This is a genomic window from Lentimicrobiaceae bacterium, assembly GCA_023227965.1.
Classification (GTDB): domain Bacteria; phylum Bacteroidota; class Bacteroidia; order Bacteroidales; family JALOCA01; genus JALOCA01.
Window position 1 is genome coordinate 31912 of sequence record JALOCA010000011.1, and the last position, 11817, is coordinate 43728.

Sequence of the window (11817 nt, forward strand, 5' to 3'; positions counted from 1 at the left end):
TTTTATTACATTAAAAAGAAGAAACCATGTTATATTCTTTAAATATTGAAGAAATAGACGAAACTATTATTCGGAAAAGGGTAAATAAGATTATCGGAAATTTATCTTTTCCTGAGAAAAAAACATATGCAACTCTGCTAAACTGCATTGATCTTACTACCCTTGAAGGAGCAGATACACGGGAAAAAGTGATGGCATTGTGTTATAAGGCAACGACTTTCCGAGAAAAAGGTGAAGAAATTCCCAATGTAGCTGCTGTTTGTGTGTATCCTACTTTCGTTTCCACGGTAAAAAAGTTATTAAAATCTACCGGAATAAAAACGGCGTCAGTTGCCGGTGCTTTCCCGTCAGGGCAATCGCCATTACATGTTAAATTGGCTGAAATACAATATGCTGTTGACGAAGGGGCTGATGAAATTGATATGGTTATTTCGAGGGGAAAATTTCTTGAGGGAGAGTACAATCTTGTGTTTGATGAAATTGCAGCAATCCGCGAAACATGTAAAAGCGTTCACCTGAAGGTAATACTCGAAACAGGAGAACTAAGTACTCTTACCAATATCAGCCGGGCAAGCAGGATAGCTTTATATGCCGGAGCTGATTTTATAAAAACATCCACAGGAAAAATTCCGGTTTCTGCTACTGAACCCGCCGTACTGGTGATGTTGGATGCCATAAAGGATTATTTTGAAAAAACCGGTAAAAAAGCAGGCATAAAACCTTCGGGCGGGATTTCCGAACCCTGGCAGGCATTAAATTATTATGCATTGGTTCATGCTACACTCGGAGAATCATGGCTCAGCAACACTCTGTTTAGGCTAGGAGCCAGCCGACTTGCCGATAATATTTTAAAAGAATTAATTAAGTAAATTATTAAAAATCTATATCAATTTTTTGGAAAATATATACCAATGAAAAAATGGGTTGTTTCCTTATTTATTATATTGTATTGTACTACAAATACCATTTTTGCACAAACCCCGCTCGACACAGCAGTAAATTTTTCAGTAAAGGATGTTAATGGTAACATTCATCGGCTTTACGACTATCTGGATGAGGGTAAAATAGTTTTGCTAGATTTTTTTACGACGGCTTGCGGTTCCTGCCAGATTTATGCGCCGGAAGTAAGTCAAACTTATTTGAATTTCGGTTGCAATACCGGGAATGTTATAGTGCTGGGAATAAATTACGGGACTGATAACCACGGCGTACTTGTCTTCGATAGTCTTTTCAATGCAATTTATCCTTCGGTTAGCGGAATTCAGGGAAGAGGGAATCAAATCAACAGTAATTACACTATACTTTCCTATCCCACCGTCATCCTGATTACTCCCGACAAACTGATAGCTCAAAAATATATATGGCCCCCTTCAGCCGGGGTACTCGATAGTTTATTATCAGCTTACGGCGGAGTATTATCTCCCTCTCCCTGTACAATTGGTTTGAAGGAGGAGAAATTACCTGTTACGCTTGCTGTTTATCCCAACCCGTTTTCCGATGCGCTGTACCTTGCACTCGAGACCCAATTTGCCGAAAAGTTGGTACTGTATGTCTCTGATGCAACCGGTCGCAGGGTATATGAACAGCCGTGCGAACAATCCACACAAGGTTATGTTTACCGGGTATTCTCTATGGGTAATTGTAAACCTGGCTTTTATATTATTGGTGTTGAAATTCCCGGAAAATTGACTATTCAGAAAAAAGTTTGTAAAATTGCACAGTAAAACTTTGAATTAAAAAATACTAAGGATTATGCAGTTATCTACTTTAATTCATAAAAAGCGAGCTATGGTTTCCAATGTTCTGGTTGACGGAACTGCTTTGGCACTCGTTATTTTTGTTCCTGCAATTTCCCATTTGTCGGGGATGCCTGTGTATTATATTGAACCTATGCGTTTAATGCTTATTTTAGCTATTATACATACTTCAAAAAATAATGCTTTTTTTATTGCTTCTATTTTGCCTTTGTTTTCTTTTCTGTTCTCTGGGCATCCCATTCCTCTAAAAATGATGGTTATTACCGCAGAACTTGTAATTAATACAGCGTTGTTTTACTTTTTTATTAATAAAAAAATAAAAGTCTTTTACTCCGTATTTTCCAGTATTTTTATTAGTAAGATTTTTTGTTATTTATTATATATTCCATTGTTTTCCATTGCATTTGCCCTTAGCGAACTCAATCTTAGTTTTGTAGTTGCACAAGTTATAAGTACATTATTATTCAGTTTATATGCACTGTTTGTTTTTAAAAGAAAATAACAAAAAATAGAAATATATGATAAAATATATTATAAAAATAATTGTATTAATTTTTATTTCATTTGTTTTATTTCAATCATGTACTCCTGATAATGAAGAGGATCCATATGTAGATTACCGGGATGATTTTATTGGTACATGGCGGTTTAATGAAACCTCCTTAAAGTACGATATTAGTAGCTATTATCCAGTATATATCAGCAAAGACCCCGCCAACAGTTTCCAGGTATTACTTTCCAATTTTGGGAACCCAGGTACTGGTTATAGCCCTGTATATGGAATTGTATCAGAAAACAATATTGAAATTCCACAACAAAATACGGGTGATGGTTGGCTGATAAAAGAAGGTTCGGGCGTAAAAATTACTTCTTCACAAATGGAATGGCATTATAAGATTACCATAGGGGGAGATGAGGAAAGCCATACTGCAATAGCTGAAAAGCAATAGTATTATTTTGCTTGTTCTTTATTTTGTATTTCGGTAAGCGAGGTAATTACTTCGTAATATATTTTTTCAAATTTATCAGGCTTTTGTAAATAATATTGTAAGCTTTTTCTGAATTGCTGCTGGTTAATACCATGTTTAATAAAGATATTTTTGTAATAAAAAGGAGTATAAAAGTTCATATTTGCTCCTCTTTCTTGTTTTTGTTTTAAGGCAGCCTCCACAAGATGTACGTCAGTAAGAATTTCTACCATTTTTGAAGAAGGAATAATAGCCACAGAAGAATTACTGGCAGATTTATTATTACAGGATATAATAAATAGTAATAATATGACAATAATATAGCTATTTTTTGTTTGCATTATATTCCTTATTCAATTGTTCTATCACATCCTTGGTTATATCAAGAGTATCGTTTGAAAGAAAAACATCTCCTCCTTTTTTAATATTCAGAATGTAATCGAATTGATATGTTTTATTATAGCGTTTCAAAAAATTAGTTACACTATCAAATAACTGGATATTCAAGTCAATCTCTTTTTGTGAAAGTTCGCCGGCATATTTATCCTGAAGTTCCAAAATTTTCTGTTGTTCATCCATCAGTTGTTTTTCATTGATTTTGGCTAATTCAGAAGTGAGTATGTTGGATGCAACTTTTTGCTGAAAATCCGCTACCTTTTTATCAAAGTTTTTTTTCAGGGTTTTAATGTCTAATTGTTTACGATTATGTGCATTTTCCAATTGTTGCCGGAGTTCTTTTACCAGTGTGTAGTGTTCAAGTATGGAATCGGAATTAACACAAGCCACTGATACCGAGCCAGAAACTTGTTTAGCTTGCAGCGAAACCGGATAAATTGTGGCTGTTTTTGGGGAAGTAAAAAAGAGCACATACAAAACCAACAATCCTGTAAATAACAAAGCATTAAGCAAAAATAATATTCGCAATGGGTTACATTTTTTGCCTGTTTTTATTTCCGGTATTTGCAGGACAGGTGCAGAGGGGGTTTCTTCTTCGGGTGGAAAATTTTCTTCGGTCATGTTGATTTTGTGATTTTAGTTTCCTACTTCAGACATAAATCTTATCCGCATCAAACGAATTTCTTCTTTATTATATTCGTCTTCACCAAGTTCGGTTAATGCAACATCCACAGAATCGGATTCTGCGTCGTGAAAATACTCGAAAATTTCTTCCTGATGATAAAGATCCACGTTTTTTTCGATATAAAAATTCAGGTCAAGTTTGGTTCCGGAAGCTACGATGCGTTCAATTTCAGTAAGCAACTCATCCATAGTGAGGTTTTTGGCAAAAGCGATATCGTCGAGATCAATTTTTCGATCAATATTTTGGATGATATATACCTTAAGTCCCGACTTGTTGACTACCGATTTCACTACCATGTCCATGGGGCGAATAATCTCATTTTCTTCTACATACTGGGCAATCAATTCGATGAAGGGCTTACCGTATTTTAAAGCTTTACCGGCTCCAACACCAGTAATTTGTTTTAGTTCGTCTAAGGTAATGGGATATTGTATCGCCATATCTTCGAGCGAAGGATCCTGAAAAATTACGAAGGGCGGCAACTTTTCTTTGCGAGAAATTTCTTTTCGCAAATCTTTAAGCAGGGAAAACAGGGTTTTGTCGGCAGTGCTCGTTGTATGACCTCCGGCAAAAAATTCGTCATCCTCGGGTTGTTCGTATTCGTACTCGCTGGTAAGCATAAAGGAATGGGGCTTTTTGTAAAACTTCATTCCTTCGGGGCTTACTTTGAGTAGTCCGTAATTATCAATGTCTTTTACCAGTAATCTCTCAATAAGAGCTTGTCTTATCACACTGTCCCAAAATCTTTCGTCTTTTTCCATACCTTTTCCAAAAACAGATAATTTATTATGTTTCATGGTTTTAATGGTAGCGGAATTTTTTCCGATAAGAATATTGACAATATGTTTGGCTTTAAAAAGTTGCTTTACTTCGAGCACGGTTTCCAAAAGTAGCATCACGTAGTCGCGCCCTTCAAATTTTGCCTTGGGATGCAGGCAGTTATCGCAGTTGTGGCAATTTTCTTCCAAATAGATTTCCCCAAAATAATGCAGGAGTTGTTTGCGGCGGCACACGGAGGATTCAGTATAGGCAACGGTTTCAAGCAAAAGGGCTTTTGCAATTTCCTGTTCAGCTACCGGCTTGTCTTTCATGAATTTTTCCAGTTTCAGGATGTCGTCGTAGCTGTAAAATGCAATGCAATTTCCTTCACCGTCATCTCTGCCTGAGCGTCCGGTTTCCTGGTAATATCCTTCGAGGCTTTTGGGGATGTCGTGATGTATAACAAAACGCACATCGGGTTTGTCTATTCCCATTCCAAAGGCGATGGTAGCAACAATAACTTCTACTTCTTCCATCAGGAATTTGTCTTGGTTAATTACCCTTGTTTGAGAATCGAGCCCGGCATGATAGGGTAAAGCCCTGATTCCGTTTACCTGCAAGGTTTCGGCAATTTCTTCCACTTTTTTCCGGCTAAGGCAGTAAATAATTCCTGATTTTCCGGGATTTGCCTTTATGTATTTGATTATTTCCTTTACCACATCGCTACCTTTGGACCTTACTTCGTAGTACAAGTTGGGCCGGTTGAAGGAGGATTTAAAGATGACAGCATTAAGCATATTCAGGTTTTTCTGAATATCCTGTTGTACTTTTGGGGTGGCTGTGGCTGTAAGTGCCATCACGGGAACTTTTTGCCCGATGTTTTCTATGATTGGGCGAAGTCTGCGATATTCAGGGCGAAAATCGTGCCCCCATTCCGAAATGCAATGGGCTTCGTCAATGGCATAGAAGGAAATATTAATATCCTTCAAAAACAGCACATTCTCATCTTTTGTAAGCGATTCGGGCGCTACATACAGCAACTTGGTTTTGCCAGACGTAAGATCTTTTTTGACATCAATAATCTCCTGTTTGGATAATGAGGAGTTTAAAAAATGGGCTATTCCCTTTTCTGCTCCGAAATTGCGAAGTGCATCCACCTGATTTTTCATCAGTGCAATGAGCGGTGAGATGATGATTGCAGTACCTTCAAGTATTAATGCAGGCAACTGGTAGCAAAGCGATTTTCCTCCACCGGTCGGCATTATTATAAAGGTATCCTTGTTTTCGAGCACACTCTTAATTATCACTTCCTGGTTTCCTTTGAAGGTGTCGTAACCAAAAAATCTTTTTAAAAAACCATGAAGCGAGTCTTTTTCTTTAATACCAGCCATTTTATTAAACAGTATTAATAATATTAAACAATTGCATATCAGACAAGTGCTATGTTCTGATTGCTAATATGAATACAAATTTACTTCTTTTTGAGATAATTTTTTCAACTATTCTCAATTAAAAACAAATGTAATTATAAAAAATAAAAATTCCCTTTTGCAGAAAAAAAATCTCCCTCCGTTTAAAACGATTCTTTTTCTGAATATTGTGCGAAATTAAAAAACTTTATTGAACTGTTTAATCATACAAGTATTTTTTTACTATTAAATGAAAAGATTTGTATCAAATGGTAATACAAGTATTTATGTAATGTTTGATGGTATGATTTTTTAAAATTAGCAATATGAAAACAACTTAATATGTACATTTGCGTTTCTATTTTAAACCAAATGCCCATGGATGCGTTAGAGGATTACAATGCCTACCGCCAAAAAATGAATAAAAAGTTATTGGGAACTAACGATAAAGTGATTAAAAAAATTTTTAACACCGATGCAAATGCATATAAAGAAGGAGCTTTATTCGTAAAAACCAAGGAAATATTAGGGCTTGTTACTTCCATGGTGCTTCGTTGCGGCGATTGTATAAAATACCACTTGATAAAATGCTTCGAGAATAGATTTGCCCGGGAAGAACTCTTTGCAGTTTTTGGAATTGTAAATCTTGTGGAAGGCATCATAGTAATTCATCATACACGAAGAACCCTGGAGCTTTGAGAAGAACTGGAAAAAACCGCAAAGGGATTATGATTATTTTTCCCCATCTTTTAACCACTAAGTTCAGCCAGAAAGTATGAAACAAATTTTACGATTTAGTACAATTGTTATCTTCTTATTTCTTTTTTTCTTTGTGCCTCAATCTATTGTATTAGCGCAAAGTACAAAAATTATGGGAAAAATCATTGATGCCCAAACCCGCGAGCCCATTCCTTTTGCCAATGTATACCTCAAAGGGACAACCATAGGTACTTTTACTGATTTTGAAGGAAATTTTTCCATAGATACTAAAAAAGCTTCCGACAGCATAGCCGCTTCATTTTTAGGGTATATTACCGTTACAAAAAAAATTATCAAAAATAAATTTCAAACGATCAACTTCGAACTTTTTCCCAATAAGCTTACCCTTGCCACAGTAGAAATCCATCCCGGCAAAAATCCCGCGGAAGTTTTATGGGAAAAACTGCTGGCAAACAGGAAAAATAATGACATGGATAAGCTGAATTATTATGAATATGAGGCATATACAAAAATTCAATTTGATGCCAACAACTTATCAGAAAAATTTCGCAACCGGAGAATATTTAAGCCTTTTCAATTTATTTTCGACAATGTGGATACATCCACCATCAATGGAAAAGCCTACCTGCCAATTTTTCTTTCGGAAACCGTTTCCGACATTTATTTCCGAAAAGAACCAAAATCACAACGGGAATATATTAAAGCATCAAAGGTGTCTGGCATTGAAAATGAAAGTATTTCGCAGTTTTTGGGAGATATGATACAGAATATCAATATATATGATAACTATCTGACAATCTTTCAGAAAAATTTTGTGAATCCTGCCGGATCCTCCGGACTTGTGTTTTATAAATATTATCTGGTTGACAGTTCGTTTGTTGGAAACCAATGGTGCTATCAGGTAATGTTTAAGCCCCGGCGTAAACAAGAATTTACTTTTACCGGTAAAATATGGATTCACGACTCAACCTATGCCATTAAAAAGGTGGATATGCGCATGAGCGACGATATCAACATGAACTTCATCAACGACTTAGTTATTAACCAGGAATATAACAGATTTGAAAACAAGTACTGGATGATCACAAAAGATCAGATGGTGGTTGATTTTAATATTGTAGAAGATGCTAAATCCACTATGGGCTTTTACGGACATAAAACCACTTCATATAAAAATTTTGTTTTTGACACTCCCAGGGAAAATAAAATTTATACGACTCCAACAAACATAGTTATAGCCGACGACGCACTGAAAAAGAGCAATAACTTCTGGCATACAGCACGACACGATAGTTTAACCCGCGACGAACAAACAATTTACAAAATGGTGGATACATTAAAAACTCTACCTGTTTTTAACACCTATGTAGATATTGTGAAAATGGTAACCTTAGGTTACTGGATAAAAGGAAATTTTGAATGGGGACCGGTAGGTTCGCTTTACAGTTTTAATAAAATAGAGGGAAATCGGTTTAAAATTGGAGGACGAACAAGCAATAAATTCAGTACCAAAATAATGCTCGATGGTCATGTAGCGTATGGAACTAAAGATGAAAAATTCAAATATGGAGGCGGCTTTATTTACATGTTCGATAAAAACCCAAGACGAGCTATGGGCGCTTCGTTTAAACACGACAATGAGCAGTTAGGACAAAGCCTAAACGCCTGGGGCGAAGATTTTTTGTTCACTTCTATCATCAGAAGAAATCCATCTGACAAATTATCGCTTGTAGATCACTACCACGCTTATTACGAACACGAATGGATGACCGGATTTTCCAATACTGTTTTATTTACTCATAGAAACCTGTTTTCCATAGGTGAAACAAAATTTTACCGCTATGTAAATGGAAAACAAGATACTATAAATAGCATTACCACTACTGAAATTGGGTTAAAAACCCATTTGGCTTATAAAGAACGTTTTGTGATGGGTGAATTTGAAAGAATCAGCCTCGGCGCCCAATACCCCGTGCTCGATATTGATTATGCTTACGGTATCCCCCATGCTTTACAAAGTAACTACGAATACCACCGGCTGCAACTCAGGATTACCGATTGGTATAATATCGGTACTTTTGGCTGGTCGAAATATAGTATTGAAGGTGGAAAAATATGGGGAAAAGTGCCCTACCCTTTATTGAAAATTCATGAGGGCAACGAAACCTACTGGTTTGATGATATGGCTTTCAACCTGATGAATTACAACGAATTTGTAAGTAATACCTATGCAAGTTTCTACTACACACATCATTTTGTAGGCTTTTTCTTGAATAAAATCCCCCTGATGCGCAAACTGAAGTGGAGAGAAGTGGGTTTTATAAAAGGTGTAATGGGAACGGTGGATGAAAAAAATAAAAATTATGCAGCTTTTCCCAAAGGAACCTATACCTTGGACAAACCATACTTTGAAGCGGGTGTCGGAGTGGAAAACATCCTGAAATTTATCCGTATAGATGCGGTATGGAGATTATCGTATTACGATCATCCCGAAATTAATAAATTTGGTGTGATGGTATCCATGTGGTTCGACTTTTGATTTTTCGTTACTTTTGCTCGCGAAAGTCCTCATTGATAAAATAAACCGAAAATGATCCTTCGTACAGAAAATCTTGTAAAAAAATACCGTCAGCGGACGGTAGTAAATAATGTTTCCATTGAGGTAAAACAAGGAGAAATTGTAGGATTGCTGGGCCCGAACGGAGCCGGAAAAACTACTTCTTTTTATATGATAGTAGGATTGATTAGACCCCTTATGGGAAAGGTGTTTCTTGAAGACAAGGAAATTACCGAAGAACCCATGTACCGGCGTGCACAATTGGGAATAGGCTACCTGGCACAGGAAGCTTCCGTTTTCAGAAAATTAAGTGTGGAAGATAATCTCCGTGCGGTATTGGAATTTACAAAGCTTAATAAAAAGGAACAATCGCAACGGCTCGAATCGCTGCTGGAAGAATTCGGACTGGTTCACGTACGGAAAAGTTATGGCATCACCCTTTCGGGAGGAGAAAGGCGTAGAACGGAAATTGCCCGTGCACTTGCCGTTGACCCCAAATTTATCTTGCTCGACGAACCCTTTGCCGGGGTTGACCCCATTGCAGTGGAAGATATTCAAAATATTGTGGTTCACTTAAAAGACCGGAATATCGGGGTACTGATTACTGACCACAACGTACACGAAACCCTTTCGATAACCAACAGAGCATATTTACTTTTTGAAGGCTCGGTACTCAAGGCTGGTACTTCTGAAGAACTGGCAAATGACGAACAGGTAAGAAAGGTGTACCTGGGAGAAAAATTTGAATTAAGATAAAACTATTCTGCCAATATCAGCACAGTATTATTTTTCACTTCCACAACGCCGCCATTTACCTCATAAAAAAAGGTTTGGTTTTCGTTATCCACTATCTTAATTTTTCCTTTGACAAGTATAGATATCAATGGGGCATGATGGTTTAAGATTTCCAGACTGCCATCAATACCCGTTAGTTGTACAAGCGATACTTCGCCAGTGTACAGAGTTTGATCGGGTTTAATGATTTCCAATTTCATGGGGAAGGTTAAACAGATTTCAACATAACTCTTCCTTTTTCAATTGCCTGCTCTATGGTTCCCACAAGGTTGAATGCCGATTCGGGATATTCATCCACTTCGCCGTTGAGAATCATTTTGAACCCTTTAATGGTATCTTCAATAGATACAAAAACCCCGGGAAGACCTGTAAATTGTTCGGCAACATGGAAAGGCTGCGACAGGAAGCGCTGAACACGCCGTGCCCGGTGCACGATTAACTTGTCTTCTTCAGAAAGTTCATCCATTCCCAAAATGGCAATAATATCCTGTAACTCCTTGTTTCGCTGCAAAATTTGCTTTACCTGTTGGGCAGTATTGTAGTGTTCGTCGCCCACAACGTCGGGTGAAAGAATCCGGGATGTGGAATCGAGAGGGTCAACTGCGGGATAAATACCCATTTCAGAAATTTTACGATTGAGTACCGTTGTGGCATCAAGATGGGCAAAAGTGGTAGCAGGTGCAGGGTCGGTAAGGTCGTCTGCAGGTACATAAATAGCTTGTACCGAAGTAATAGACCCACGTTTGGTGGAGGTAATACGTTCCTGCATTATTCCCATTTCTGTGGCAAGGGTAGGTTGGTATCCTACTGCGGAAGGCATACGTCCCAACAGTGCCGATACTTCGGAACCTGCCTGTGTAAACCGGAAAATATTATCAATAAAAAACAAAATATCGTGTCCGCCCGATTTATCATCTCCGTCGCGGAAATATTCGGCTAACGACAAACCGGAAAGGGCAACCCGTGCACGGGCTCCTGGAGGTTCGTTCATTTGTCCGAAGACAAGCGTTCCCTGTGACTTTGCCAGTTCGTTGCGGTCAACTTTCGACAAGTCCCAACCCCCGTTTTTCATATCTTCTTCAAATTCTTTGCCATAGCGAATTACACCCGATTCTATCATCTCACGCAGCAAGTCGTTTCCTTCGCGCGTACGTTCGCCTACACCTGCAAAAACAGAAATTCCGGAATATTTTTTTGCTATGTTATTAATCAATTCCATAATAATAACCGTTTTGCCTACTCCTGCCCCTCCGAACAATCCGATTTTACCGCCCTTTGCATAAGGTTCAATCAAATCAATTACCTTTATACCAGTGTATAACACTTCGCGTTGCGTGGTAAGATTTTCAAAAAGAGGTGGTTCGCGGTGTATGCTGTATTCTTTTACTTTTTCAACTTTTCCCAAGCCATCAATGGCTTCACCTATTACATTGAATAGCCTACCTTTAATCTCCTCTGTTGTAGGCATGGTGATGGGTTTGCCGGTGGCAATTACCGGCATTCCCCTGCGAAGTCCGTCGGTAGAATCCATTGCAATGGTTCGAATGGTATTTTCACCAATATCCTGCTGGCATTCGAGTACGATGACCTGACCGTTGTCGTTGGTTACTTCAAGGGCATCATAAATATTAGGTAAACGAACGTCTTCATCAAAAGAAATATCTATAACAGGACCAATGATTTGGATTATTCTGCCGGTATTTTTGGGGTTCATAAGAATCGGTATTTAAAAGCTGCCAAAATTAAACAAAACCTAAGTATAAGTATATGA

Annotated in this window: 12 protein-coding genes; 7 read left to right on the forward strand and 5 right to left on the reverse strand. The window is 37.6% G+C overall.

Annotated elements, in window-relative coordinates:
- Positions 1-26: 26 nt before the first annotated feature.
- The 4 genes from deoC (at position 27) to M0R21_05465 (ending at position 2707) form a co-directional block, all read left to right on the forward strand.
- Positions 27-869, forward strand: a complete 843-nt coding sequence (gene deoC / locus M0R21_05450; protein ID MCK9617263.1) for a deoxyribose-phosphate aldolase — start codon at positions 27-29, stop codon at positions 867-869.
- Positions 870-911: 42 nt separating this feature from the next.
- Complete coding sequence (locus M0R21_05455; protein MCK9617264.1) at positions 912-1724, forward strand: redoxin domain-containing protein; 813 nt, start codon at positions 912-914, stop codon at positions 1722-1724.
- Between the two features lie 64 nt (positions 1725-1788).
- A complete protein-coding gene (locus M0R21_05460) occupies positions 1789-2259 on the forward strand; it encodes a hypothetical protein (GenBank protein MCK9617265.1) in 471 nt (156 codons plus the stop codon).
- Positions 2260-2275: 16 nt separating this feature from the next.
- The gene (locus M0R21_05465) at positions 2276-2707 is read left to right on the forward strand and encodes a hypothetical protein (GenBank protein MCK9617266.1); all 432 of its coding nucleotides are present in this window, start codon (positions 2276-2278) and stop codon (positions 2705-2707) included.
- A 2-nt stretch (positions 2708-2709) separates the two neighbouring features.
- Here the strand turns inward: M0R21_05465 and M0R21_05470 are convergent, their stop codons facing one another.
- Genes M0R21_05470 through recQ form a run of 3 tightly spaced genes read right to left on the reverse strand, consistent with a single transcriptional unit; the run spans position 2710 to position 5956 of the window.
- Positions 2710-3066, reverse strand: coding sequence for a DUF4296 domain-containing protein (locus tag M0R21_05470; GenBank protein MCK9617267.1), 357 nt, complete (start codon positions 3064-3066; stop codon positions 2710-2712).
- On the reverse strand, positions 3050-3742 hold the full coding sequence (locus M0R21_05475) for an OmpH family outer membrane protein (GenBank protein ID MCK9617268.1): 693 nt from the start codon (positions 3740-3742) through the stop codon (positions 3050-3052). Before M0R21_05475 ends, M0R21_05470 begins: the two co-directional genes overlap by 17 nt.
- Positions 3743-3757: 15 nt before the next feature.
- Positions 3758-5956, reverse strand: coding sequence for a DNA helicase RecQ (gene recQ, locus M0R21_05480; GenBank protein MCK9617269.1), 2199 nt, complete (start codon positions 5954-5956; stop codon positions 3758-3760).
- A gap of 360 nt (positions 5957-6316) precedes the next feature.
- Between recQ and M0R21_05485 the strand changes: the two genes are divergently transcribed.
- The 3 genes from M0R21_05485 (at position 6317) to lptB (ending at position 10007) form a co-directional block, all read left to right on the forward strand.
- Complete coding sequence (locus M0R21_05485) at positions 6317-6673, forward strand: carboxymuconolactone decarboxylase family protein (protein ID MCK9617270.1); 357 nt, start codon at positions 6317-6319, stop codon at positions 6671-6673.
- Between the two features lie 172 nt (positions 6674-6845).
- A complete protein-coding gene (locus M0R21_05490; protein ID MCK9617271.1) occupies positions 6846-9233 on the forward strand; it encodes a DUF5686 and carboxypeptidase regulatory-like domain-containing protein in 2388 nt (795 codons plus the stop codon).
- Positions 9234-9284: 51 nt separating this feature from the next.
- Positions 9285-10007: an LPS export ABC transporter ATP-binding protein gene (gene lptB / locus M0R21_05495; protein MCK9617272.1), complete on the forward strand. Its 723-nt coding sequence runs from the start codon at positions 9285-9287 to the stop codon at positions 10005-10007.
- Between the two features lie 2 nt (positions 10008-10009).
- Here lptB and atpC read toward each other — a convergent pair whose 3' ends face one another.
- Complete coding sequence (gene atpC, locus M0R21_05500) at positions 10010-10246, reverse strand: ATP synthase F1 subunit epsilon (GenBank protein MCK9617273.1); 237 nt, start codon at positions 10244-10246, stop codon at positions 10010-10012.
- 8 nt (positions 10247-10254) lie between these two features.
- A complete protein-coding gene (atpD, locus tag M0R21_05505) occupies positions 10255-11760 on the reverse strand; it encodes a F0F1 ATP synthase subunit beta (protein MCK9617274.1) in 1506 nt (501 codons plus the stop codon).
- Positions 11761-11817: the final 57 nt, after the last annotated feature.

Coding starts and splice junctions, on each gene's coding strand:
- deoC (MCK9617263.1), top strand. CDS start 27: ATGTTATATTCTTTAAATATTGAAGAAATAGACGAAACTATTATTCGG.
- M0R21_05455 (MCK9617264.1), top strand. CDS start 912: ATGAAAAAATGGGTTGTTTCCTTATTTATTATATTGTATTGTACTACA.
- M0R21_05460 (MCK9617265.1), top strand. CDS start 1,789: ATGGTTTCCAATGTTCTGGTTGACGGAACTGCTTTGGCACTCGTTATT.
- M0R21_05465 (MCK9617266.1), top strand. CDS start 2,276: ATGATAAAATATATTATAAAAATAATTGTATTAATTTTTATTTCATTT.
- M0R21_05470 (MCK9617267.1), bottom strand. CDS start 3,066: ATGCAAACAAAAAATAGCTATATTATTGTCATATTATTACTATTTATT.
- M0R21_05475 (MCK9617268.1), bottom strand. CDS start 3,742: ATGACCGAAGAAAATTTTCCACCCGAAGAAGAAACCCCCTCTGCACCT.
- recQ (MCK9617269.1), bottom strand. CDS start 5,956: ATGGCTGGTATTAAAGAAAAAGACTCGCTTCATGGTTTTTTAAAAAGA.
- M0R21_05485 (MCK9617270.1), top strand. CDS start 6,317: ATGTACATTTGCGTTTCTATTTTAAACCAAATGCCCATGGATGCGTTA.
- M0R21_05490 (MCK9617271.1), top strand. CDS start 6,846: ATGGGAAAAATCATTGATGCCCAAACCCGCGAGCCCATTCCTTTTGCC.
- lptB (MCK9617272.1), top strand. CDS start 9,285: ATGATCCTTCGTACAGAAAATCTTGTAAAAAAATACCGTCAGCGGACG.
- atpC (MCK9617273.1), bottom strand. CDS start 10,246: ATGAAATTGGAAATCATTAAACCCGATCAAACTCTGTACACTGGCGAA.
- atpD (MCK9617274.1), bottom strand. CDS start 11,760: ATGAACCCCAAAAATACCGGCAGAATAATCCAAATCATTGGTCCTGTT.